General features: G+C 64.0%; 25 protein-coding genes and 1 tRNA gene. 12 read left to right on the top strand and 14 right to left on the bottom strand.

Translation table 11 applies throughout. The annotated features are described in order from the left end of the window. Positions 1 to 8: 8 nt before the first annotated feature. The 3 genes from SPO_RS17760 to SPO_RS17750 all read left to right on the top strand — a co-directional run bounded on the left by SPO_RS17760 (position 9) and on the right by SPO_RS17750 (position 2,777). Complete coding sequence (locus tag SPO_RS17760; RefSeq protein WP_011049186.1) at positions 9 to 578, top strand: helix-turn-helix domain-containing protein; 570 nt, start codon at positions 9 to 11, stop codon at positions 576 to 578. 3 nt (positions 579 to 581) lie between these two features. Beyond that, positions 582 to 1,790, top strand: a complete 1,209-nt coding sequence (locus tag SPO_RS17755; protein ID WP_011049185.1) for an MFS transporter — start codon at positions 582 to 584, stop codon at positions 1,788 to 1,790. Positions 1,791 to 1,907: 117 nt separating this feature from the next. Continuing rightward, positions 1,908 to 2,777 carry a DMT family transporter gene (locus SPO_RS17750; RefSeq protein ID WP_044029387.1) on the top strand — a complete coding sequence of 290 codons (870 nt, stop codon included), beginning with the start codon at positions 1,908 to 1,910 and terminating at the stop codon, positions 2,775 to 2,777. On the opposite strand, the gene SPO_RS17745 is transcribed toward SPO_RS17750, so the two are convergent. Both SPO_RS17745 and SPO_RS17740 read right to left on the bottom strand, forming a co-directional pair. Further along, positions 2,760 to 3,575, bottom strand: a complete 816-nt coding sequence (locus SPO_RS17745; RefSeq protein WP_011049183.1) for a putative rhamnosyl transferase — start codon at positions 3,573 to 3,575, stop codon at positions 2,760 to 2,762. The two genes, SPO_RS17750 and SPO_RS17745, sit on opposite strands and share 18 nt — an antisense overlap. A gap of 2 nt (positions 3,576 to 3,577) precedes the next feature. Continuing rightward, entirely contained in the window at positions 3,578 to 4,384 is an 807-nt protein-coding gene (locus SPO_RS17740; RefSeq protein ID WP_044028771.1) for a putative rhamnosyl transferase, read from the bottom strand. Between the two features lie 345 nt (positions 4,385 to 4,729). Between SPO_RS17740 and rpsL the strand changes: the two genes are divergently transcribed. The 5 genes from rpsL to tuf are packed head-to-tail and all read left to right on the top strand — an operon-like array spanning position 4,730 to position 9,455. Further along, a complete protein-coding gene (gene rpsL / locus SPO_RS17735; RefSeq protein WP_005862801.1) occupies positions 4,730 to 5,101 on the top strand; it encodes a 30S ribosomal protein S12 in 372 nt (123 codons plus the stop codon). Between the two features lie 15 nt (positions 5,102 to 5,116). Then, positions 5,117 to 5,587 (top strand): 30S ribosomal protein S7, encoded by a 471-nt coding sequence (rpsG, locus tag SPO_RS17730; RefSeq protein ID WP_011049181.1) that lies wholly within the window; start codon positions 5,117 to 5,119, stop codon positions 5,585 to 5,587. Positions 5,588 to 5,605: 18 nt separating this feature from the next. After that, positions 5,606 to 7,723, top strand: a complete 2,118-nt coding sequence (fusA, locus tag SPO_RS17725) for an elongation factor G (RefSeq protein ID WP_011049180.1) — start codon at positions 5,606 to 5,608, stop codon at positions 7,721 to 7,723. Position 7,724: 1 nt separating this feature from the next. After that, positions 7,725 to 8,234 (top strand): hypothetical protein, encoded by a 510-nt coding sequence (locus tag SPO_RS17720; protein WP_030003263.1) that lies wholly within the window; start codon positions 7,725 to 7,727, stop codon positions 8,232 to 8,234. A 45-nt stretch (positions 8,235 to 8,279) separates the two neighbouring features. Further along, positions 8,280 to 9,455, top strand: coding sequence for an elongation factor Tu (gene tuf / locus SPO_RS17715; protein ID WP_011046478.1), 1,176 nt, complete (start codon positions 8,280 to 8,282; stop codon positions 9,453 to 9,455). Between the two features lie 284 nt (positions 9,456 to 9,739). Here tuf and SPO_RS17710 read toward each other — a convergent pair. The 3 genes from SPO_RS17710 to mscL all read right to left on the bottom strand — a co-directional run bounded on the left by SPO_RS17710 (position 9,740) and on the right by mscL (position 11,302). Beyond that, positions 9,740 to 9,816, bottom strand: a tRNA-Met gene (locus SPO_RS17710). Between the two features lie 160 nt (positions 9,817 to 9,976). After that, positions 9,977 to 10,783: a mechanosensitive ion channel family protein gene (locus SPO_RS17705; protein ID WP_011049179.1), complete on the bottom strand. Its 807-nt coding sequence runs from the start codon at positions 10,781 to 10,783 to the stop codon at positions 9,977 to 9,979. 87 nt (positions 10,784 to 10,870) lie between these two features. Beyond that, positions 10,871 to 11,302 (bottom strand): large conductance mechanosensitive channel protein MscL, encoded by a 432-nt coding sequence (gene mscL, locus SPO_RS17700; RefSeq protein WP_011049178.1) that lies wholly within the window; start codon positions 11,300 to 11,302, stop codon positions 10,871 to 10,873. Positions 11,303 to 11,591: 289 nt separating this feature from the next. Here mscL and SPO_RS17695 point away from each other — a divergent pair, with 289 nt between their 5' ends. Continuing rightward, positions 11,592 to 12,293, top strand: a complete 702-nt coding sequence (locus tag SPO_RS17695; RefSeq protein ID WP_011049177.1) for a glutathione S-transferase family protein — start codon at positions 11,592 to 11,594, stop codon at positions 12,291 to 12,293. A gap of 6 nt (positions 12,294 to 12,299) precedes the next feature. On the opposite strand, the gene SPO_RS17690 is transcribed toward SPO_RS17695, so the two are convergent. From SPO_RS17690 to SPO_RS17680, 3 genes are all read right to left on the bottom strand, one after another. Beyond that, positions 12,300 to 13,457 carry an MFS transporter gene (locus tag SPO_RS17690; protein ID WP_011049176.1) on the bottom strand — a complete coding sequence of 386 codons (1,158 nt, stop codon included), beginning with the start codon at positions 13,455 to 13,457 and terminating at the stop codon, positions 12,300 to 12,302. A 74-nt stretch (positions 13,458 to 13,531) separates the two neighbouring features. Further along, positions 13,532 to 13,981, bottom strand: a complete 450-nt coding sequence (locus SPO_RS17685; RefSeq protein ID WP_044029385.1) for a YtoQ family protein — start codon at positions 13,979 to 13,981, stop codon at positions 13,532 to 13,534. Between the two features lie 67 nt (positions 13,982 to 14,048). Further along, positions 14,049 to 14,681, bottom strand: a complete 633-nt coding sequence (locus SPO_RS17680; protein WP_011049174.1) for a class I SAM-dependent methyltransferase — start codon at positions 14,679 to 14,681, stop codon at positions 14,049 to 14,051. An 84-nt stretch (positions 14,682 to 14,765) separates the two neighbouring features. Between SPO_RS17680 and SPO_RS17675 the strand changes: the two genes are divergently transcribed. Beyond that, positions 14,766 to 15,650 (top strand): LysR family transcriptional regulator, encoded by an 885-nt coding sequence (locus tag SPO_RS17675; RefSeq protein WP_011049173.1) that lies wholly within the window; start codon positions 14,766 to 14,768, stop codon positions 15,648 to 15,650. A gap of 54 nt (positions 15,651 to 15,704) precedes the next feature. On the opposite strand, the gene pheT is transcribed toward SPO_RS17675, so the two are convergent. The 3 genes from pheT to SPO_RS17660 all read right to left on the bottom strand — a co-directional run bounded on the left by pheT (position 15,705) and on the right by SPO_RS17660 (position 20,261). Then, positions 15,705 to 18,101: a phenylalanine--tRNA ligase subunit beta gene (gene pheT, locus SPO_RS17670; RefSeq protein ID WP_011049172.1), complete on the bottom strand. Its 2,397-nt coding sequence runs from the start codon at positions 18,099 to 18,101 to the stop codon at positions 15,705 to 15,707. A gap of 134 nt (positions 18,102 to 18,235) precedes the next feature. Next, on the bottom strand, positions 18,236 to 19,507 hold the full coding sequence (locus tag SPO_RS17665; protein ID WP_011049171.1) for a lytic murein transglycosylase: 1,272 nt from the start codon (positions 19,505 to 19,507) through the stop codon (positions 18,236 to 18,238). Between the two features lie 64 nt (positions 19,508 to 19,571). Beyond that, a complete protein-coding gene (locus tag SPO_RS17660) occupies positions 19,572 to 20,261 on the bottom strand; it encodes a helix-turn-helix transcriptional regulator (RefSeq protein WP_011049170.1) in 690 nt (229 codons plus the stop codon). Between the two features lie 83 nt (positions 20,262 to 20,344). Between SPO_RS17660 and SPO_RS17655 the strand changes: the two genes are divergently transcribed. After that, complete coding sequence (locus SPO_RS17655; RefSeq protein ID WP_011049169.1) at positions 20,345 to 21,043, top strand: glutathione S-transferase family protein; 699 nt, start codon at positions 20,345 to 20,347, stop codon at positions 21,041 to 21,043. Continuing rightward, a complete protein-coding gene (locus tag SPO_RS17650) occupies positions 21,040 to 21,432 on the top strand; it encodes a DUF1801 domain-containing protein (protein WP_011049168.1) in 393 nt (130 codons plus the stop codon). Before SPO_RS17655 ends, SPO_RS17650 begins: the two co-directional genes overlap by 4 nt. A 141-nt stretch (positions 21,433 to 21,573) precedes the next feature. On the opposite strand, the gene SPO_RS17645 is transcribed toward SPO_RS17650, so the two are convergent. The 3 genes from SPO_RS17645 to SPO_RS17635 all read right to left on the bottom strand — a co-directional run bounded on the left by SPO_RS17645 (position 21,574) and on the right by SPO_RS17635 (position 23,798). Beyond that, positions 21,574 to 22,044, bottom strand: coding sequence for an Hsp20 family protein (locus tag SPO_RS17645; protein WP_011049167.1), 471 nt, complete (start codon positions 22,042 to 22,044; stop codon positions 21,574 to 21,576). 126 nt (positions 22,045 to 22,170) lie between these two features. After that, positions 22,171 to 22,989, bottom strand: a complete 819-nt coding sequence (locus SPO_RS17640) for a trypsin-like serine peptidase (protein WP_011049166.1) — start codon at positions 22,987 to 22,989, stop codon at positions 22,171 to 22,173. Then, positions 22,986 to 23,798 (bottom strand): trypsin-like serine peptidase, encoded by an 813-nt coding sequence (locus tag SPO_RS17635; protein WP_044028765.1) that lies wholly within the window; start codon positions 23,796 to 23,798, stop codon positions 22,986 to 22,988. Before SPO_RS17635 ends, SPO_RS17640 begins: the two co-directional genes overlap by 4 nt. Between the last annotated feature and the right edge of the window lie 68 nt (positions 23,799 to 23,866).

The following is a 23,866-nucleotide window of genomic DNA, read 5'->3' as shown; positions in this document are numbered from 1 at the left end:
GGTGCGCCATGCTCGATTCCAGACCGCGAGAATTGCCCGGCTTCGGCCCTCGTCTGCGCCGCTTGCGGCGGGCGCGGCTGATGAAGCAGTCCACTCTGGCCGAGGCCCTGGACACCAGTCAGGCCACCGTTTCGCGCTGGGAGGCAGGGGCGCAACTGCCCGACCCGAAGACCCGGCACCGGGCGCTGGACCTGCTGACGCGCAATGTCTGCGATGATGCGGTGCTGCGCCGGCTGGTCGAACATTCCCGCGATTGCGTGCATCTGGTGGACGAGGCCAATCATGTCTGCCTTGCCTATTCTCCGGCGCGCGCGCGCCAATGGGGACAATCGCAGCGCGCGCTGCTGGGCCAATCGCTCTGGCCTTTTGCCACGGTCGAAATCCAGGCCGCCGAGGCGGCGCTGGACGGGTCGGACTGGTGGGACAGCCAGGTTCCGCGCCCCCGCCTGTTCCATACCAGCCGACGTGTCTATGATGCGCTGACCGTGGTCGAGGGCGGCCTATTGTGGGAGCGGCTCTATCTCGCCGACGGCACCCCGGTCCGGCTCTGCTCGCATGCGCCCAGCCCGCATAATTAATACGTGGCGCGCGCTGCCGGGGCGGGGTATCGCGGGATCATGCGCCTGAAATCGAACCTGCCCCCCTTGCCTCTGATCCTGTTGCTCTGGCTGGCCGGCCTGGGCGCGGCGGGGCAATTCGCCAAGATCGCGGTGCCCTTCGACATGGTGCGCCAGCTCTATCCCGATGCGGGCGCGGGGCAGGGCTGGCTGCTGTCAGTGATCAGCGTCTTCGGTATCCTGTTCGGCATGATGGCGGGTGTCTTGGTCGGGCGCTATGGCAGCCGCCGGTTGCTGGTGGCCGGCCTGGCCCTGGGCGCGCTGATGTCGTTTTGGCAGTCCGCTCAGCCCGGCTTTGGCGCCATGCTGGCCAGCCGCATGATCGAGGGCCTGTCGCATCTGGCCATCGTGGTGGCCGCGCCCACCCTGATCGCGCAGATTGCGCCCGATCCCCTGCGCAACTTTGCGATGACGCTGTGGAGCACGTTTTTCGGCGTTGCCTTTGCGCTGGTGGCCTGGATCGGCCTGCCCTGGGCGCAGGTGCATGGGGTGACCGGGCTGTTCCTGTTTCACGGCGCGACCATGGCGGCGTTGGCCGTTGCGGTCTGGTTTCTGCTGCCTGCCGACACGGTCGCCGCCGGTGGTGAAACCAGCCTGCGCCCGCATGCCCTGCTTGCCCGCCACTTGTCGGCCTATGGCTCGCCCCGCATTGCGGCGCCAGCGGCGGGCTGGCTGTTCTATACGCTGACCTTCGTCTCGCTGGTGGCGATCCTGCCGCCGCTGTTGCCCATGCATTTGCAGGCGACCATCGTGGGTGTGATGCCCCTGACCAGCATCGCGGTGGCGCTGCTGGTGGTGACCCCGCTGTTGCGGCGCTGGCCAGCCCCCGGAGTTGTCATGGCAGGGTTCGGTCTGTCGGCGCTGGTTCTGTCGGGTTTCTGGCTGGGGGTGCCGACGCCGGTTCTGTGCGTGCTGCTCTTTGCGACATTGGGGCTGGTGCAGGGGGCGAGTTTTGCCGCGATCCCCGCGCTTAACGCCTCTGCCCAGGATCGCGCGCTGGCCAACGGTGCGCTGGCGCAGATGGGCAATCTGGGCAACACGCTGGGCACGCCGGTGCTGCTGCTGGTGCTGGCGGGCTGGGGAACCGGCGGATTGCTGGCGGTCGTGATCCTGATCTATCTGGCGGGGATCGCGCTGCACCTTTGGTTGTGGCGGCGCCGGTTGCGCGAATAGGCGCGGGCCCGGGGCGAGGCGTCTTGCCATTTCTCCCCTCCATCGCCAGAAATGCTGGGCAGCCAGTGCGCGGCCTCGGAACCGGTACCGGCCCATTCCTTGTGGCGAGGCCAGGACATGTCACCCAATATGCGCGGCGCGCTTCTGATGACAGGAAGCATGGCGGCCTTCACCTGCAACGACACGGTGGTCAAATTGCTGGGAAGCGAAATGCCGCTGTTCCAGATCCTGGTCCTGCGCAGCGGGCTTTCGGCGGTCTGGATCTATTTCCTGGCCCGGAGGCTTGGCGCGCTGCACCTGCGGTTCGGCCGTCGCGACCGGATGCTGGTGGCGCTGCGCTGCCTGTCCGAGATCGGGGCCACCTATTTTTTCCTCACCGCGCTGCTCAACATGCCGCTGGCAAACGTGACCGCGGTGCTGCAGATGCTGCCGCTGACGGTGACACTGGGGGCGGCGCTGTTCTTTGGCGAGCAGGTCGGGTGGCGGCGGATGCTGGCGATCGGGCTGGGCTTCTGCGGTATGCTGTTGATCGTGCGTCCGGGGCCGGACGGATTCACGCTGCACGCGATCTACGCGATGGCGGCGGTGATCTGCGTGACCGCGCGCGATCTGGTGACGCGGCGGATGTCGTCCCATGTGCCCTCGCTGACGGTGACGCTGGCCACCGCACTGTCGGTTATGTCCTTTGGCCTGGTCGGCTCGCTCACGGTCGATTGGGTGCCTTTGACGACCGACCTTGGCCTTGGCCTGCTGGCGGCGTCGCTGCTGGTGCTGGGCGGCTATCTGTTCAGCGTGATGGTGATGCGGATCGGCGAGGTCGGCTTTGTCGCGCCGTTTCGCTACTCCAGCCTGCTCTGGGCGCTGGTTCTGGGGTGGCTGGTCTTTGGCGACTGGCCCGATCCGCTGACCATGGCCGGGGTGGCGCTGGTGGTGGCGACCGGGCTTTTTACCCTGTTCCGCGAACGTGCCTCACGGCATCGGGGCTGAGAAAATCTCGCGCACGCGGGCATTGTCGACATTGAAGCGGGCCTTGAAATAGGCCTCCTCGTCGGCATCGAGCGGTTGATAGCTGAACTGTTTGGCGCCCGGCTTGGCGCGGGAATCGTTAAATTCGTTATGGCCGCGCAGCATCATGTCCTCGCCCGGGACCGTGATCGTCGGCATCACCGTCCACAGCTTGTGATGACCGAAATGCATGATCCCCTCGCGATGGCCGGGGGCAACGATCACCCCAAGCGCGATGGCGCTGTAGGCGAACTGGAACGGGCTGATCTCGATCCCGCGTTTCCCGCAGCGAAACACATAGCCGGTGTTGAAATCGACCGCCACCGCAGGGTGTTTGCGCCAAAGCGCCTCGGTATCGGCGGCGACCTCGCGATAGCGGGCGACGAAATCGCGCGCCATGCCGTCATCGTCATCCAGCCGGAACTGCAGACAGGGCGCATCCATGTCGCGGCGGTGATCGTCCAGCGCCTGCGCCATCGCGGTGCGGTGGCGCAGCGGTGGATAGGCGCGGATCCGGACCTGGGGCACGCCCCGCACCAGGTCCTCCAGCCGGGCCCGGTAACTGTCGGGAAAGCATTCGCCGATCACCACCAGAAACTCGAAATCCGGGTCGGTCTGGCCCGTGACCGAGGGCAGGGTGACCGCCTCGAACTGGCGGAACCGGTCCTCCATCCGGGCGGGCGCATAGAGATAGGCGCGCCGCTCTTCGAGCGTTTCATGCATCACCTTGAACCCGCCAAGGCCCAGGTAGCTGAACCGGCAAAGACCCAGAACCTGCATGCTCAGCCCCCCGAAAAGACGCGTTTGACGTGATCCTCGCGGATCGCGAAACGAGCGGCGAATTCCGCTTTCTGATCTTCGGTCAGAGGCACGACCGGCACCGGTTTGACCTTCTTCTGGCGCGAGTCGTTAAACCCGTTGTGACTGCGGACCCACATGGGCACATCGGAAATGCTGATGACGGGCATGAAGCGCCCGATCTTCTCATGTGCGAAGTTCATGATCGTCAGCCTGCAGCCGCCTTTCACGTACATTCCCAGCGAAGCGACATAGAGGGTGCGTACCGTTTCGGTGGCGGCAATCCCGTCGGCGCCAAGTTCCGCCACGTAACCCCGATTGAAATCGACGGCCACGGTACGGTTCGTGGTAACAAGGCCGCGACAGTCGTTCAGTGCATTGCGGAACCGTTCGATGAAATCGACCGACACGGCGTCATCGTCATCATAACGAAATTGCAGGCAGGGCTTGGACGGGTCGGTGCGGGCGCTGTTCAGCAGCTCTTTCATCAGCTCGCGTTGCGGGCGTGGCGGTTCGACCACGATCCGTACCTGCGGCATATCCGAGGTCAGGTCGTGCAGCCGGTCGCCATGCCGCTTTGGCAGGGTGTCGCCGATCACCACGATCAACTCGAAGTTCTGGTCCGTCTGCTCACGCAAGCAGGGCAGTGCGACGGTTTCCAGAAGCTGAAACCGTTCCTCCAGCCGGTCTTCGGCATAGAGATAAGAGATACGCTCCTCGATGGTCTCGTGTTCGACCTGGAATCCGCCGATCGCGGGGTAAGAGAACCGGCACAGGCCGATGGCCTGCATGTCTCTGCTGTCCATGAAAAAAACCTTCTCGACACTGCGTCACGATTTTGGCAGCCTGTCGCGACCTTGGCAACCGGGGCTGGGCTGTTGACACTCCGCCCGACTCCCCCTATTACGCGCGCTATCTCGGACACCGTGGGCCGCCCCACGACCGATTTCAAATAGACGTGGTCAAGGTCCGGACAGCTTTATCGTCCCGATCCTCTGATAACCAACCGCGACGTTCGCCTCGGAATGGGAACGCTCGCGGGTTTTGTGCTTGCATAGATCGCAAGTACGCCAAACTGAAGCCGCACGCAGCGCGCGTGCATGACATGTGTGTTGCAAAACGGGGAAAAGACCGGAATGCCAACGATCCAACAGCTGATCCGCAAGCCGCGGCAGCCGAAAGTAAAACGCTCGAAGTCCCAGCACCTGGAACAGTGCCCGCAGAAACGCGGCGTCTGCACCCGGGTCTATACCACCACTCCGAAGAAACCGAACTCGGCAATGCGTAAGGTTGCCAAGGTCCGCCTGACCAACGGGTACGAGGTCATCTCGTACATCCCCGGTGAGAGCCACAACCTGCAGGAACACTCGGTGGTCCTGATCCGTGGCGGCCGTGTAAAAGACCTTCCCGGCGTGCGTTACCACATCCTGCGCGGTGTTCTGGATACCCAGGGCGTCAAAGACCGTAAGCAGCGTCGTTCGAAATACGGCGCGAAGCGTCCCAAGTAAGAAGGAGAGGCCGAGATGTCCCGTCGTCACGCCGCAGAAAAACGCGAAGTCCTGCCCGACGCCAAATTTGGCGACAAGGTTCTGACCAAGTTCATGAACAACCTGATGATCGACGGCAAGAAGTCGGTCGCAGAGCGCATCGTCTACAACGCCTTTGATCGCGTTGAGAACAAGATCAAGCGCGCCCCCGTCGAAGTGTTCCACGAAGCGCTCGACAACATCAAACCCTCGGTCGAGGTCCGCTCGCGCCGTGTGGGTGGTGCCACCTATCAGGTTCCGGTCGAAGTGCGCCCCGAGCGCCGCGAAGCGCTGGCCATCCGCTGGCTGATCGCCGCTGCGCGCAACCGTAACGAAAACACCATGGAAGAACGCCTCGCCGGCGAGCTGCTGGACGCCGTCCAGTCGCGCGGAACCGCCGTGAAGAAGCGCGAAGACACCCACAAGATGGCCGAGGCGAACAAAGCCTTCAGCCATTACCGCTGGTAATTCTAGAGGCTCAGACCAATGGCACGCGAATATCCGCTGAACCTGTACCGGAACTTCGGTATCATGGCTCACATCGACGCAGGCAAGACGACCTGCTCGGAACGTATCCTGTATTACACCGGCAAATCCCACAACATTGGTGAGGTGCATGACGGCGCCGCCACCATGGACTGGATGGAGCAGGAGCAGGAACGCGGCATCACCATCACCTCGGCTGCGACCACCACCTTCTGGGAGCGCACCGAGGACGGGGCGACCGCCGACACCCCCAAGCACCGCTTGAACATCATCGACACTCCCGGCCACGTCGACTTCACCATCGAAGTCGAGCGTTCGCTGGCCGTGCTCGACGGTGCCGTCTGCGTGCTCGACGCCAACGCCGGTGTCGAACCCCAGACCGAAACCGTGTGGCGTCAGGCTGACCGCTACAAGGTGCCGCGCATGGTGTTCGTCAACAAGATGGACAAGATCGGCGCAGACTTCTTCAACTGCGTGCGCATGATCGAAGACCGCACTGGCGCCCGCGCGGTTCCGGTCGGTATTCCGATTGGTGCCGAAACCGAGCTGGAAGGCCTGGTTGACCTGGTCACCATGGAAGAATGGCTGTGGCAGGGCGAAGATCTCGGCGCAAGCTGGGTCAAGGCCCCGATCCGCGACAGCCTGAAGGACATGGCCGAAGAATGGCGCGGTAAGATGATCGAAGCGGCCGTCGAAGAAGACGACGACGCGATGATGGAATACCTCGAAGGCAACGAGCCCGACGTGCCGACCCTGCGCAAACTGCTGCGCAAGGGCACACTGGCCCTGCATTTCGTGCCGGTTCTGGGTGGCTCCGCCTTCAAGAACAAGGGTGTTCAGCCGCTGCTCAACGCCGTGATCGACTATCTGCCCAGCCCGCTGGACGTTGTCGACTACATGGGCTTCAAGCCCGGCGACGAGGAAGAAGTGCGTAACATCGCGCGTCGCGCCGATGACAACATGGCCTTCTCGGGCCTGGCGTTCAAAATCATGAACGACCCGTTTGTCGGCTCGCTGACCTTTACCCGCGTTTACTCGGGCGTCCTGAAAAAGGGCGACACCATGCTGAACTCGACCAAGGGCAAGAAAGAGCGCGTTGGTCGGATGATGATGATGCACTCGAACAACCGCGAGGAAATCGATGAAGCCTTTGCAGGCGACATCATCGCGCTGGCGGGTCTGAAGGACACCACCACCGGTGACACGCTGTGCGACGCCAAGGATCCGGTGGTTCTGGAAACCATGACCTTCCCCGATCCGGTGATCGAGATCGCGGTCGAGCCCAAGACCAAGGGCGACCAGGAGAAGATGTCCCAGGGTCTGGCCCGTCTGGCCGCCGAAGACCCCTCCTTCCGCGTCGAAACCGACATCGAGTCGGGTCAGACCATCATGAAGGGCATGGGCGAACTTCACCTGGACATCCTGGTGGACCGTCTCAAGCGCGAGTTCAAGGTCGAAGCCAACATCGGTGCGCCTCAGGTGGCCTATCGCGAGACCATCTCGAAAGAGGTCGAGCATACCTACACCCACAAGAAACAGTCGGGTGGTTCGGGTCAGTTCGCCGAGGTCAAGCTGGTCATCACCCCGACCGAGCCGGGCGAAGGCTACTCCTTCGAGAGCCGGATCGTCGGCGGTGCCGTGCCCAAGGAATACATCCCGGGCGTGGAAAAGGGCATCAAGTCCGTCATGGATAGCGGCCCGCTGGCCGGCTTCCCCGTGATCGACTTCAAGGTCGCCCTGATCGACGGTAAGTTCCACGACGTTGACTCCAGCGTTCTGGCCTTCGAAATCGCGGCCCGCATGGGTATGCGCGAAGGCATGAAGAAGGCCGGCGCCAAGCTGCTGGAACCGATCATGAAGGTCGAGGTGATCACTCCCGAGGAGTACACCGGTGGTATCATCGGTGACCTGACCTCGCGTCGGGGTCAGGTGTCGGGGCAGGAAAGCCGTGGCAACGCGATTGCGATCAACGCCTTCGTGCCGCTGGCCAACATGTTCGGCTACATCAACACCCTGCGTTCGATGTCGTCGGGCCGTGCCCAGTTCACCATGCTGTTCGATCACTACGATCCGGTCCCGCAGAACATCTCGGACGAGATCCAGGCAAAATACGCGTAAGATGATCAATCGACGCAATTTTGTTCTGGCAGGTGTTTTCGCCGTATTGGCCGGCTGCACACAGCAGCAGCTGGTTGATGCGGGGACAGCTTCCAACCTGCGTGTTGCCGAGGTTTCGGTCAGCACGCAGGTGACACGCGAGAATACGGCTATTCCAAAGCAACAGATTTTGGATACGGTTCAAACCAAGTCGTTTTCGAGGCTGTCAAGCGCAAACCGGGCGGGAGGCCGTCCGGTGCGTGTGCACGTTGACGTAGTTCAGTTCCATATTGCCAATCCAGCCCTTGCTGCATTGATTGGCGCTGATACCAGCACAATTAACACTGAGGTTTCGCTGTTTGATATGAAAACCGGTGCGCTCATCGGGGACAAGTTCGAAGTACACGGCGCAACGGAAAACTATGGGATCGGCATTTTGGGCGCTGCGTTCATCAGAACGCCGAAGAAGGAACTCGACGAGGCTACAGATAGTCTCGCCAATAATATGAAGATTGCGATCTTCGGAGAGTAATCGCTATTGCGCAGGCAATGGCGGCAAACGCAAAAGGAGGCCATCATGGCAAAGGAAAAGTTTGAGCGTAGTAAACCGCACGTCAACATCGGTACGATTGGCCACGTTGACCACGGCAAGACGACGCTGACCGCAGCGATCACCAAGTATTTCGGCGATTTCAAGGCGTATGACCAGATCGACGGCGCGCCGGAAGAGAAAGCGCGCGGGATCACCATCTCGACCGCCCACGTGGAATACGAGACCGACTCGCGTCACTACGCTCACGTCGACTGCCCCGGCCACGCCGACTATGTGAAGAACATGATCACCGGCGCGGCGCAGATGGACGGCGCGATCCTGGTTGTGAACGCCGCTGACGGCCCGATGCCGCAGACCCGCGAGCACATCCTGCTGGGCCGTCAGGTCGGCATTCCCTTCATGGTTGTCTACATGAACAAGGTCGACCAGGTGGATGACGAGGAACTGCTGGAACTGGTGGAGATGGAAATCCGCGAGCTGCTGTCCTCGTACGATTATCCGGGCGATGACATTCCGATCATTCGGGGTTCGGCGCTGCACGCGATGAACGGCACCGAGCCGTCGATGGGCGAAGAATCGATCCGCGCGCTGATGGCGGCGGTCGACGAGTACATCCCGACCCCGGCGCGTGCGGTCGACCAGCCCTTCCTGATGCCGATCGAAGACGTGTTCTCGATCTCGGGCCGTGGCACCGTGGTGACCGGGCGTGTGGAACGTGGCGTGATCAACGTTGGCGACTCGATCGAGATCGTCGGCATTCGCGACACCAAGACCACCACCTGCACCGGTGTGGAAATGTTCCGCAAGCTGCTGGACCGCGGTGAAGCCGGCGACAACATCGGCGCGCTGCTGCGTGGTATCGATCGTGAAGGCGTCGAGCGCGGCCAGGTGCTGTGCAAGCCCGGTTCGGTGACCCCGCACACCAAGTTCGAAGCCGAAGCCTATATCCTGACCAAGGAAGAGGGCGGCCGTCACACCCCGTTCTTCGCGAACTACCGTCCGCAGTTCTACTTCCGGACCACCGACGTGACCGGCACCGTGACGCTGGCCGAAGGCACCGAGATGGTGATGCCGGGTGACAACGTTGGCTTCACCGTCGAGCTGATCGCCCCGATCGCGATGGAAGACGGCCTGCGTTTCGCCATCCGCGAAGGCGGCCGCACCGTCGGCGCCGGCGTTGTGTCGAAGATCATCGAGTAATCGGTGATCCCCAGACGCACCGTCAGGGATGTGTCGAAGATCATCGAGTAATCGGTGACCCCGAGACGCACCTGGTTGCTCCAGGAGATTTTCCTCCGGAAAATCTGCCAGGTGCGACAAAGGTGACGAATAGAAAAGGCCGCTCCCCCGGAGCGGCCTTTTTTCATGTCCACAAACGAGCCAGCACACGAGATTATTCGACGAATAATCTCGCGCCAAACATAGGCCAGCGCCGTGTCCGACCGGTGGCCTGCTTCATATTTTGGGGAAGTTCGGGAGAAGGGTGGTAGCGTGAGGCGGACTTGAACCGCCGACCCCAGCATTATGAGTGCTGTGCTCTAACCAACTGAGCTATCACGCCGCAACCACGCGCGGTGACTACCTAAGGCCCGCGGCGGTGTCAAACGGATTCCGGACCTTTGGCGCCAATTTTTTCGGCCGCAAACGGGGGAGGGGGCGCTGCCTCGCTGCCGAGCGCGGTGACTACTCCCCCGGAGTAATTCGGGCGGAATGAAGAGGGTTCAGGCCTCCTTGTGGATCTCGACGCTGTGGGGATAGGGGATCGAGATTCCGCCGGCATCGAAGGCTTCCTTGACCCGGCGCGTCAGTTCGAATTTCAGCTCCCAGTAGTCCTCGGCCCGACACCATATCCGCGCGGTCAGATCGACCGAACTGTCGCCCAGATTGGTAACCCGAACCCAGGGGGCGGGATCGGCCAGAACGCGGCTGTCTGCGCTGGCGGTGCGTTCGATGATCTCCATCGCCTTGCCTGCATCGTCGTCATAGTCGATGCCGAAGACCAGATCGACGCGGCGGGTGTCGTGGGCAGAGTAATTGGTGATGATGGCGCCCCAGGCCTGACCGTTGGGGACGATGATCTGTACATTGTCCGGCGTTACCAGCTCGGTGGTGAACAGGTTGAGATCGCGCACCGTGCCCGAGGTGCCGCCAATGTCGACGAACTGGCCGAGCTTGTAGGGCCGGAACACCACCAGCATCACGCCAGCCGCCAGGTCGCTGAGCGTGCCTTGCAGCGCCAGACCGATGGCCAGAGAGGCGGCACCCAATACGGCGACGATACTGGTCGCCTCGATCCCGAAAATACCCAGCACCGCAACCAGCACCATGGCAAGGATGGCCCATTTGACCAGGCTGGCGGTGAAATTGCCCAGCGTCGGGTCAATCTGCGGGGTGGCATTGATGCGGCGGCGGACCAGCCCGGCAATCGTTCCAGCCAGGGTCCAGCCCAGGATCAGCACAACCAGCGCCTTGGCGGCGCTGACGAGAAGCGGCCAGATCACCTCGGCCTGGTTCAGATAGTCCTGCATGGTCTTGTATGCTCCTGTTGCGGCAGGTTGCCCAAAAAGCGAACCGCCCCGGCCGGGCCGGGGCGGCGGATAGGTACGGTCGACGTCTTAGCGCTTGAGCGAGTCGCGGATTTCCAGCAGCACGTCGAGTTCCGACGGGCCTGCGGGGGCTGCGGGTTCGGCGGCGGCCTCTTCCTTGGCGGCGGCTTCCTTGGCGCGGTTCACTGCCTTGACCAGCATGAACACGACCCAGGCGATGATCAGGAAGTTGAAGACCGCCATGAAGAAGGCGCCATAGGCAAAGACCGATGCCCCGGCCTCGCGCGCGGCGGCAAGCGAGGCATAGGCGGTACCGTCGCCGCCCAGGACGACGAAATTGTTGGTAAAGTCCACACCGCCCGTGAACAGACCGATGATCGGATTGATCAGGTCGTCGACCAGCGATTTCACGATCGCGGTAAAGGCGGCGCCGATGATGATCCCCACCGCCATGTCCATGACATTGCCCTTGGCGATGAAGGTTTTGAATTCCTGTAGCATGTAGTGTCCCCGTCTGGTTTCGTTGGTCGCTGTCTCGCCGGGCTTCGTATGTCGGCCCGGCTTGGTTTTTAGGAATAGCAGGGTGTTGTTGATCTGCACGGGGAAAAAACTATGCGAAATACGGATTTCTGCATCTCTTTCGGCCGTTTTCCGGCCTGTCCGGCACCAAACCGCCCATTTTGCCTGTTCGGTGCCACACAGGCGCATAGCCAGAGGCGCACAGACGGGTGCCTTCTCTGCGCGCTCAGGGGTCTTAGATTGTATCCGACACCACAACCGGAGACGCGCCATGTTTGATCTTGCCGAATTCCCTGTCAGCCAGCGCTGGCCCGCCACAAACCCCGATATCCTGCAATTCTACTCCTTTCCCACGCCCAACGGCGTGAAGGTGTCGATCATGCTCGAAGAGATCGGCCTGCCGTATGAGGCGCATCGGGTTACCCTGTCGGATGCCGATGTCAAAAGCCCCGAGTTCCTGTCGCTGAACCCCAACAACAAGATCCCAGCGATCATCGACCCAGACGGGCCGGACGGGCAGCCACTGGCGCTGTTCGAAAGTGGGGCGATCCTGCTGTATCTGGCTGAAAAGAGTGGCAAGCTGATCGGTGAAATCGCGGCCGACCGCGCCCGCATCACCCAATGGCTGATGTTCCAGATGGGCGGTGTGGGGCCGATGTTCGGTCAGCTCGGGTTTTTCTACAAATTCGCCGGTGCCGAGATCGAAGACCCGCGCCCGCGTGCCCGCTATGTGGCTGAGGTCAAGCGGCTGCTGGCAGTGATCGACGCGCAGCTGGAGGGGCGCGATTGGATCGCCGGCGATTACTCCATTGCTGATATCGCCATTGCGCCCTGGCTCAATACGCTGGCGTTCTACGGTGCGCAGGATCTGGTAGGCTGGCAGAACCATCCCAATGCGGTTGCCTATCTGGAGCGGTTCCTGGCGCGCCCTGCGGTGCAGCGCGGGCTGACGATCCCGGCGCGCGAGGGGTAACGCCCCTCAGACCCGGCGCGACAGGGGTAGAAAGACAAAGACGCCCAGTATCGCCAGCACGATGACAAAGGCGGCAAATTCGAAGGCGGCGGACACCGTTCCGGCGCTTTCGGCCCATTTGCCGCCCAGACCGGGCAAGATTGCGAAACAGGCGTAATAGACAGTGTAGAACAGGCCCATGCCGATGGCCCGCTGTTCGGGTTTCAGAACCCGGGCGGGCAAGCTGATCAATCCCGCGACCGGCACGCCCGACAGGAGGCCGATCAAGGCCATTGTGATCAGCATCGGCGGGACGCGGGGAAACAGGAACAGGGCGAGGCCAAAGAGGCTGAGGCCCGTCAACAGCACCATCGCGGGTCGCCCGGTGCGATCCGTCAGCCAACCGCCAAATGTGCCGGTGACGACAACGGTCCAGGACACGATGCTGATCGACAGGCCCGCCAGCTCCAGCGACATTCCCCTGTCGACAAGCGATGTGGGGCCAAAAGACAACAAGGCGGCAAGGCTGGCATTGAACGCGCCCCACGAGAACCCGGCGACAAGCACCGCGCCAAGAACCGCCCCCTGCGGCATGGCCCGGGCAGGTGCGCCAGAGGTGGCGGGTGCTGTGTCGGGGCGGCGATAGAACAGGAAAAAGGCAACCAGGGCCGTGGCAATCAGGCCGGTTTCGACCGCGAACGGAAGGGCAACACCACCCTGGGCCGCCAGCCAGGGCTGTACCACAAGCGACAGGCCGATACCGGCAGGCCAGGAGTTGATGAAGATCACCATGGCGGTTGCGATCTGGCGATTGGCGAACCAGTCGAGCACCAGCTTGCTCATCAGGACGTTCATCAGGATGCCGCCGATACCGGCCATCAGCCGGGCGGCGCTGAACACGCTCAACGACGGTTGCAGTGCCATGATCAGCGATCCCGCCGTCATCAGCGCCAGACCGAAAAGGATCACCCTTTCATCACCGAACCAGCGGGCGATGCCGCCGCCCGGCAGGGCAATCACCACCCCCGGCAGGAAATAGAGGCCCACGATCCAGCCGAGCCCGGCGATATCCAACGTATAGGTGTCAGACAGCACCGGACCGATGCCGCCGATGGTCGCGAATTGAAAAGCCATGGTGCAGCGCACCAGAAACAGCAGGATAAGAATACGCCAGTGCAACGCCATCGTTCCCCCCCCCGACAGCAAATGCGACCAGCTTCAGTATAATCCGTTGTCCGTCAACGAAAATCGCGTGCCGGTCAGGCGGGCAAGGCCCCGGTCAGCACATAACGCAGGACGGCGATCACCTGCGCGGGTGTTTCGGCAACCGCAAGGGCAGCGGCGTGTACCTCTTTCAGCGCATGCTGGTGTTCGGGCGGGCTGAGCACGATGATCGACTTGCCCAGCGCGGCGGCATAGCCGGCGTCAAAGGCGGCGTTCCACTGCTTGTACTTGTCGCCAAATCGGACCACCACCACATCCGCATCGGATATGCCCCTGCGGGTGCGGATGGCGTTGACCATCGCGCCCTTGTGGTCATGCCAGTATTTGTCCGGCTCGGCGCCCAGGATCGCCACGCCGCAATCGTCGCTGGCGGCATGATCGGTGACCGGGCCCGAAAACGCCAGGTCCAGCCCCTTTGCGCCGGCCACGATCTGCTCGCGCCAGTCGGTGTGAATCTCGCCCGACAGATAGACGTTCAGGGTCATGCCGCTCTCCTTCATCCGCTTTGGGGCGAGCCTAGGGTGCGGTGCCGCCGGGGGCAACCCCAGCCCCTCAGCGGCGGCGCGCGACCAGAAAGCGACGCGGATCCTTGGCTGGAAAGCTCTCTTGCTCGACCAGGTCAAAGCCCGCGCGGGTGATGGCATTGTCCAGCTCGGCCTCGGTCAGGAAGGTGACCGGGGGCGCCTTGCCCAGCAGCTGCATCACCGGCAGGGCCAGACGGATGGCGTAGAGTTTGAAGCTGTTTCGTCCCGTTCCGATGCAGAAGGTTTTCGAAATGAACAGCCCGCCGGGCTTCAGCCGGTCGTGAATGGCGGCCAGGCTGGCATCGAGGTCATCAACCAGATGCAGCAGGTTGAAGGCAAGCGCGGCATCAAACGGGCCTTCGGGCGGTGTCTTGGCCGGCGCCTCGACAAAGTCGACGTTTTCCACGCCTTGCTCGCGGGCCTTGCGCCGCCCCACCGCCAGCATCGCCGGGGCGATGTCGGTGGCAACGATTGCGGCCACATCGGGCGCCAGCCGCAAGGCGGTGGAGCCGGTGCCGCAGCCCAGTTCCAGCACCCGGTCACCGGGTTTCAGATGGGCCGCGGTGCGTTCGAGTGTATAGTCATAGGATGTCATGTCCGCGATCGGGGTGCGGGCGTATTTCTCGGCGACCTTGTTCCAGAATGTGGTGCTGTCAACCATTGGGTGCTCCTTTTGGCGGCAGAATAGATATGCGCAGAGTCAATAGAAATTGCCGAAATTCGCAGTTTGCTTATACAGGAATGCATGAGCGATCTGACCAAGCTGGACTGGAACCACATCCGCGCCTTTCTGAAAACCGCCGAGACGGGGTCGCTGTCGGCGGCGGCGCGGCGGCTGGACCTGACACAACCGACGCTCAGCCGTCAGGTCGCCGCGCTGGAACAGGATTTGGGCGTAATGCTGTTCGAGCGGATCGGGCGGACACTGGTGCTGACCGATGCGGGGGCCGACCTGCTGGAACATACGCGCGCCATGGGGGCGGCGGCGGATCGGGTGGCGCTGGCGGCCTCGGGTCAGGCGCAATCCATCGAGGGGCGCGTCCGGATCACGGCCAGCGACGTGATGTCGGCCTATGTGCTGCCGGAGGCACTGCGCCGCATCCGCGCGCAGGCCCCCCGGCTGGAGATCGAGGTGATCGCCGCCAACGATATCCGCGACCTGATGCGGCGCGAGGCCGATATCGCCATCCGCCACGTGCGGCCCGAACAGCCCGATCTGATCGCCCGGCTGGTGCGCGAGGCAACGGCGCATTTCTATGCCGCTTCCGGTTATCTCGACCGGCGCGGGCGCCCGGTGACCAAGGATGATCTGGCCACGCATGATTTCATCGCCTTTGGCGATGTGACCGAGATGCTCGGCCATCTGACGCCGCTGGGCCTGCCGCTGACGCGCGCCAACTTCCGCCTTGGTTCGCAAAGCGGGGTGGTGGCCTGGGATTACGTGCGGCAGGGGTTTGGCATCGCGCCGATGGACGATGGCGTGGCTGCCGCCACACCCGGCGTGGAACGCGTGCTGCCGCAGATGGAACCGCTGCTGTTCCCGGTCTGGCTGACCGCACATCGCGAGTTGCACACCAGCCGGCGCATCCGTCTGGTGTTCGACATTCTGGCCGAATACCTGACAGGGTAGAACGCAAAAGGCGCGCCGTCCTGGCGCGCCTTTTCATCAAGTACCGGGAACGGATCAGCCGCGCAGGGTGCCGCCGGTGGCCTTGGCGACCTTTTCGACGATCTTGGCGCTGACGGCCTCGATATCCTTTTCCTTGAGCGTGGTCTCGGTCGGTTGCAGGCGCACGGTGATGGCCAGCGATTTCTTGCCCTCGCCCAGCGAGCCGCCGATGAACTCGTCAAACACCCGCACATCTTCGATCAGGGCCTTGTCGGCACCGGCGGCGGCATTGACCAGCGTCAGCGCCTCGACACCCGCATCGACCACAAAGGCAAAGTCGCGCTCGACCGCTTGCAGGTCGCGCAGCGCCAGCGCGGCGCGCGTGGTGCCCGATTTGCGCGGCAGCGGCACCTCTTCGGGCCAGAGCACGAAGGCGACCGCCGGGCCCTTTACATCCATTGCCTGCAAAACGCGCGGGTGCAGCTCGCCAAAGACCCCCAGCACCTTTTTCGGGCCCAGGCAGATGCGACCATGGCGGCCGGGATGCCACCAGCCGTCACCGTCGCGCAGGATCTGCACCTTGGCGGGTGCGCCCATCGCGGCCAGCACCGCCTCGGCATCGGCCTTGGCGTCATAGAGGTCGACGGCGCGCGCGGCGCCGTGCACGTCCTTGGGCCCGGTGCGGCCCACCAGCAGGCCCGCGATCTGCGCCCGCTGTTCGCCCGGCTCGCCGCCGTGAAACACCGGCCCGGCCTCGAAGAGGGCCAGATCGGCAAAACCACGTGCCTGGTTGCGGGCGGCAGCCGCCAACAGGCCCGGCAACAGGTCGGGGCGCATATGGCTCATTTCCGACGAGATCGGGTTTTCCAGCATGGTCGCATCAGTACCGCCGCCGAACAGAGCGGCCGAGGCCTGATCGATGAAGGTATAGCTGACGCATTCGTTGTAACCGAGCGAGGCCGCTGTGCGGCGCGCCATCGACAGGCGGCGCTGCTGCGGCGTCATCACCGGTTTGGGCACACCATCGGTCAGGCGCGGCAGCGGCCTGCCCACCAGCTTGGTCAGCGAGGCGATACGGGCCACTTCCTCGACCAGATCGGCCTCGCCCTGCACATCGGGGCGCCAGCTGGGCACATGGGCCATGTTGCCTTCAAGCCGGAAGCCGAGCCGTGTCAGCGTCTGGCGCTGCTCGCTTTCGGGGATGTCCATGCCGACCAGCGACCGCACCCGCTCGGCGTCCAGCTTGTAGGCGCGGGAATGATCGGGCACCGCGCCCGCGATCACTACGGTCGAGGCCTCGCCACCGCAGATATCGAGGATCATCTGGGTCGCGTGCTCCAGCCCTTCGAGCGTATAGGCCGGATCGACGCCGCGCTCGAAACGATAGCGCGCGTCCGAGTTGATCTTGAGTGCGCGGCCCGCCAGCGCGATCTGCACATTGTCCCAATAGGCGCTTTCGAGGAAGACATTCACCGTCTCCTCGGTGCAGCCGGTGGCGTCACCGCCCATGATGCCGGCGATGCTTTCGGCGCCTTCATCGTCCGAGATCACCATCATGCCCGGCTGAAAGGTGTATTCCTTCTCGTCCAGCGCCTTGAGCGTCTCGCCCCCCGCGGCGCGGTGGACGCGCAGGTTGCCCTTGACCTTGTCGGCGTCAAAGACATGCAGCGGGCGGTTGTGGTCATAGGTCATGTAGTTGGTGATATCGACCAGCGCCGAGATCGGGCGCAGGCCGATGGCGCGCAGCTGGTCCTGCAACCATTGCGGGCTGGGGCCGTTGCGCACGTCGCGGATCAGGCGGCCGGTGAAGAGCGGGCAGCCGTCGCGGGTATCCTCGTCGATGGTCACCTTGATCGGACAGTCGAAATCGCCGGGCACCGGCGCATAGGCGCGGGTTTTCAGCGTGCCGATCCCGCGCGCGGCCAGATCGCGGGCGATGCCCGCCACGCCCAGCGCGTCGGGGCGGTTGGGGGTGATCGCGATCTCGATCACCGGGTCGACCTTGGCCGGGTCGTTCTCGGCCAGCCAGTCGATGAACCGCTCGCCCACCTCGCCCGAGGGCAGCTCGATGATGCCGTCATGTTCGTCGGACAGTTCCAGCTCGCGCTCGGAACACATCATGCCGTGGCTTTCGACGCCCCGGATGTTGCCGACCGACAGGGTCACGTCGATCCCGGGCACATAGTCGCCGGGTTTCGCCAGCACCACGGTGATGCCCTCGCGCGCGTTGGGGGCGCCGCAGACGATCTGTTTCTCGCCCTCGTTGGTTTCCACCACGCAGACGCGCAGACGGTCCGCATCGGGGTGCTGGCTGGCGGACTTGACATGGGCCAGGGTGAACCCGGCCAGACGCGCGGCGGGGTTCTCGATACCTTCGACTTCGAGCCCCAGATCGGTCAGCGCCTCGGCGATCTCGTCCACGCTGGCGGTGGTGTCGAGATGGTCTTTCAGCCAGGAGAGGGTGAATTTCATGTCGTCGTCCTGTCCTTGATGCGGGTCAGCCCGTCGCCGGTTCCGGAACGCTGCTGCCAAGGTTCGTTTTGGTCAAACCGGCTTTAGCGGATTAGGTCAGGATGGAAAAGAGCGGACCGCATATGCGCGGGCCGTCAGCTAGCGCTGCGCAGACGTTCCAGCACCCGCAACGAGGCATAGCCGTCAGGCGCCAGACCCTGATCCAGTTGATAGTCGCGCACCGCGTTGATGGTCAGCGGGCCGATCTTGCCGTCGATCTTCTGCGTGTTGAACCCGGCGGCGGTCAGGCGCTCTTGCAGCTCGATCCGCTCGTCCAAGGTCAGCGCCCGGTCGGCGCGTGGCCAGTTGCCCCGGATCGGCCCCCCGCCGGCGATGCGGTCGGCCAGATGGCCGACCCCGATCACATAGGCATCGGCGGTGTTATAGGTCTCGATCACCGCGAAATTGTCAAAGATCATGAAGGCCGCGCCGCTGTGTCCGGCGGGCAGCAGGATGCTGGCGGGGCCATGGTCGGGCACTGCGCGCCCCTCCAGATCGCGCACTCCGGCAGCGGCCCAGTCCGAGGGCATCCGCGTCAACTCGCGCCGGGCTGTGGTCAGGTCGAACCCCTTGGGCAGCAGCACCTCGATCCCCCAGGGCTGGCCGCTGACCCAGCCATTGGCCTTGAGATAGGCGGCGGTCGAGGCCAGCGCGTCGCTGGGGTCATCCGACCAGATGTCGCGGCGCCCGTCGCCGGTGAAATCCACCGCATGCTCCTGATACGAGGTCGGCATGAACTGGGTATGGCCCATCGCGCCCGCCCAGCTGCCGCGCAGATCGCGCAGCCGGGCATCGCCGCTGTCAAGAATACGCAGGGCGGCGATCAGCTGGCCTTCGAAGAACTCGGCGCGACGGGTGTCAAAGGCCAGCGAAGCCAGCGAACGCAGGGTGCTGTCTCCCCCGCGCACCGCGCCATAGGCACTTTCCAGCCCCCAGATGGCAGCGACCACATGGCGGTCGACGCCCCATCGCGCCTCGATCCGGGCCAGCAGGTCCCGGTGACGGGCCACGGCCTTGCGGCCGTTGGCGATGCGGGCCTCGGACACGGCGGTGTCGAGATAGTCCCAGATCGTCTTGGTGAACTCCGCCTGATTGCGGTCGCGCCGCACCACCTCGGCGTCATAGCTGAGGCCGGGCAGGGCGGCATTCAGCGTGGCGGGGGTGATACCGAGGGTCAGCGCGCGGGCGCGAAACTCGATCAACCAGGTTTGAAACTGCGCTTCGATATCCTGAGACACAGGGGTGAGCAGGTCAGGCCGCAGCACCGGGCGCAAGGATTGCGCCACCGCCGGGATCAACGTGGCGGGTGTTTCCGCCGCAACACTGCCGCCCAGGCAAAGCGCCAGAGATGTCAGGAACCGGATCATGGGTCGCGCCCTGTTTTGCTGCTCGGGCCCCAGCCTACCGCGAAAGCGGCGGCGGACAAAGTACTCACGCTTGTTGCGCGCGGATCTGTGCCAGCGCATCGCGCAGCATCGGCACCCGGCGCGGGCGAAAGCTCTGCCCGGTGATCACCAGATCGCGCATCCGATCAAGCCGGAACACCCGCACATCCTTTCGCAACAGGCACCAGGCGATCAGCACGCTGGAGCGATCCATATAAACGATGGACAGCGGATAGACGGTGCGCGAGGTGGCCGCACCATGCATGTCGGTATAATCGAAGCTCACCGCCATCTCGTCCCAGGCGGCGGCGCGCAGTTCGGCCACCGGGATTGTTGGCGGCTGGGGCCGGTCAAACCGGGTCGCGGTCAGCACCGCATGGGACAGCCGGTGCGACTGGCGCGGCGGCAGGCGGCCCTGAAGCTTGCGCAGAGCGGCGCTGGCGGCCTGGCTCAGCGCCGGGTCGCCGATCAGCTCCGCCTCGCGCAGACCCAGAACCAGCGCCTCCAGCTCGTCATCGGTAAAACCGAGCGGGGGCAGGGTTGCGTCCTCGATCAGGGTAAAGCCAAACCCCGCCTCGCCGTCGATCACGGCGCCAAGACCGCGCAGCGCGTCGATGTCGCGATGAATGGTGCGCGGCGAGACACCCAGGTCCTGTGCCAGCGCCGTCGAGGTATGCGGTGCCGGACCCGAGCGCAGCGCCTGCATCAACTGGAACAATCTTGCGGTTTTCGACATGGCGCAGGGTAACCCGGGGCTGATGACAGAATCTGTCACCATGCTGCCCTAATCAGGCAGCAGTTGAAATCAGGAAGACCCCCATGCTGACCCTTATCACCTTTCCCAAAGCCTTTGGGCTTTACTCTGCCAGCCCGTTTTGCGTCAAAGCCGCCTATCTTCTCACCCTGGCCGGTGAACCCTGGCAACGGCAGGATCAGACCGACCCGCGCCGCATGCCTCACGGCAAATTGCCGGTGTTGCGCACGCCGGAACGGCTGGTGCCCGACAGCGACGGTATCCGTGCCTGGCTGGAGTCGCGCGGCGCGGAGTTCGACCGTGGCCTGACCGATGCCCAGCGGGCAAGCGCGCGGGCGTTGATCCATATGGCCGAGGATCATTTCTATCCCTATCTGGTGCTTGATCGCTGGGGCAATGACGCGGTCTGGGCGATCATTCGCGACACATTCTTTGGCGAGATCCCGCGCCTGTTGCGCAAGCCGGTCACCAATCGGATCCGGGCGCAGGTGCTGCGCGGGCTCGATTTTCAGGGCATGGCCCGGTTCTCCGAAGCCGAACGGCGCGACCGGGTCGAGCGCAGTTTCGAGGCGGTGACCGCGCTTTTGTGGCAGAAACCCTTTCTGTTTGGCGATGCGCCAACCGGTGCCGATCTGTCGGTCGCACCGATGCTGGCCGCGATGCGGGCGACGCCGGTCGCGACCCCGCTGCAACGCCGCGTTGCGGGCGACCGGGTTTTGTCGGACTATATCGACAGGATGGATGCGACGCTGCCCCTGACATGACCGAGATTTGCGATCCAAAACTGGCCGAGGCGTTTGCGGCCTTTCCGGCCGGGCCGCGCGCGGGGCTGCTCAAGCTGCGCGCGCTGATCCTGCGCAGCGCCGCGGAATTACCCCAGGCGCAGCCCTTGCAGGAGACGTTGAAATGGGGCCAGCCCGCCTATCTGGCGCCGCGCGGGTCGACCCTGCGATTGGGATGCCCGCGTCAGGGCGGCTTTGCGCTTTATGTGCATTGTCAGAGCCGCCTGATCCCCGACTATCTGGAACAGTTCGAAGGCCTTGACCGGATCGAGGGGACCCGCGCCATCCTGTTTCGCAGCGCCGACGAGATCGACCCGATCCGGCATGGCTGGCTGATCCGGCGCGCGCTGACCTATCGGGTGCGGCGCTGAACCCGGGTGCCTGCGATAGAAAGGCGCGCCCCATGCCTGGAGGAACATGAGGCGCGCGCAAGGTGCGATAACCGAGGGAGGTCCGGTTTATCGCGAATGACCCGCGCACCCGTCAAACCGCAGGGGCGCGCGGATCGGAGGTTAGTTGACCGCCTTCGCCTCGATCCGTTCGGGCGTGTCGGCGGATTTGACCGAAGCGATCTCGATCCGGCGCGGTTTCAGCGCCTCGGGAATCTCGCGCTTCAGGTCGATATGCAGCATTCCGTTTTCGTGGCTGGCGCCAGTGACGCGCACGTGATCTGCCAGCGTGAAGCGGCGTTCGAACGCGCGGGTGGCGATGCCCCGATGCAGAAAGGTCCGCTCGGCCTCGTCGGCGGCCTTACGGGCCGAGATCACCAGGGCGTTTTCCTTGACCTCGACCGACAGGTCGGTCTCGGCAAAGCCGGCGACGGCGATCGAGATGCGATAGGCATCGGCCGCGGTTTTCTCGATGTTATAGGGCGGATAGCTGGGTTGCCCCACATCGCTGGACATGACCCTGTCCATCAGATCGGCGATCTGGTCGAAACCGATGCTGGCGCGGTGCAGCGGGGCGAAATCGAAACTGCGCATATGTCGTAATCCTCTTCTTCGAGCGATTGATGCCAAAAGCCCTCCGTCACGGACGGGCGGTTGCAGGCCCGGACCCCGCAATGCGGCGGCCCGGTCAAACTGAGATGGGAAAGCGAGAGCGCGGTTTCAAGAGCCGCCGGGGCGCAGGAACTTGGCCCCCGAGGTGCCGGACGACAGGCTGCCGCCCACTTGCAGACGGCGGATATTGGCCGCCGGTGCCGGGGCATTGGCGCGCAACTTCTGTTTCAGCGTGGCCACGGTATCGGCCAGTTCCATGCCATAACCGATGGAGCGCCCGTCGACCACGCCACCGGCCGAGACCAGTGACAGCACCCGGCCCCGGCTGCCCTCGCGCGCAAGGATGGCGGCCCCGGACGAGCCGAAGGTCACGTCGCAGTCAAAGGCGATCAGGCCTTGCTGGCGCCAGAGCATCTGGCAGGCGCGCTGACGCGAGATCGCCTCGGCCCGGCCCCGCCCGTAGGACGAAACGCTGATCTCGCTGCCGCTCACGTCGCCCGAATGCAGGGCAAACGGATCGGCCAGCGCGGTCGGCACCGGATCATCAAGCCGCATCAGTGCCACATCGACCCGGATACGCTCGGCCGAGACGGCACCCGAAGCCCGGAATTCGGAAGGTGTCACGATTTGCACGACCCGGCGGTCGGCCACCGAGGTGCCATCGCGGAACCCGGCGCGAAAGGTGATTTCGCCCGCGCGGTAATGCGCACCGGTGCGCCCGTCAAAGGCGCAATGGGCAGCAGTCAGAACCAGATCGGGGGCGATCAGAGTGCCGGTGCAAAAGCCCTGCTCGGCAATGTCCAGCCGCCCGACCGCTTCCCATCCGAACAGGTCGTCGCGGTCCGTCAGGCGGCGCAGCCCGCTGTTTTGTGCCAGAGCCGGGGTGACCAGCAGCGCCGCAAGGGCAAGGGCGATCAGACCTTTCATGGGCGCACGAACTTGGCACCCGAGGCGCTGCCCTGGCCGCTGGCCGACAGGCGGTTGACGCGCGGAACGGTCGGGATCTCGGCGCGTTTATGGCTGTCCAGCTCTCCCATCAGAAAGGTCAGGGTGTCGTCCAGCGAAGTCCCAAGCGCCACCCGCGCGCCATCGACCTCGGCCTTGGCCGAGACCACCGAGACGATGCGCGGCGTGCTGTCCGACAGGCTGAAGACGGGCGAGCCAGAAGCGCCGAAATCCACATCACAGGACATCACCAGCACGCCCTGCTGACGGGCCATGACGGCGCAGGCCTCTTGCAGCGAGGGCGCTTCGGCCCGGTCATGGGCATAGGATACGACCTGAACCGCATCACCGCGCATCGGGCGATTGCCGGTCTCGAACGGGACAACGGTGGTGTTGCGGATCGGCTGGCTGAGTTTCAACAGCGCCAGATCGTTGCGCACCCGCTCGGCGGTTACGGCGCCTTCGTAAAGATAGTCGGGATGATGCACCGCGCGTGCAACCCGGCGATAGGCCGAGGCTCGCCCGCGTCGCCAACCGGCCAGAAACTCGATCCGGGCCGGGTCGATCCGCTGTCCGGTTGTCTTGTCATAGAGGCAATGCGCGGCGGTCAGCACCAGATCGGGCGCGATCAGGGCACCGGTGCAAAAACCTGTGCCGTCGATATCCAGCCGCCCGACCGCCAGCCAGCTGCGCCCGGCATCGGTGGTCTCGAGGCTGGTCAGCCCGCTGTCCTGCGCGCCGGCGATGGTCGATACGGCGGCAAGAACAAATGCCAGAATGGATGTGCGCACGCGGACCTCCGCTTCTTGTGGTTGCGCTTCGGGATAGGGGGCGCATAGGGCGAAAATGGGGCGTGGTC

Origin of the sequence: Ruegeria pomeroyi DSS-3, from assembly GCF_000011965.2 — a bacterium.
Lineage (GTDB): Bacteria > Pseudomonadota > Alphaproteobacteria > Rhodobacterales > Rhodobacteraceae > Ruegeria_B > Ruegeria_B pomeroyi.
The sequence above is the reverse complement of the archived record's forward strand: the minus strand, read 5'-3'. Positions and strand labels throughout refer to the sequence as shown.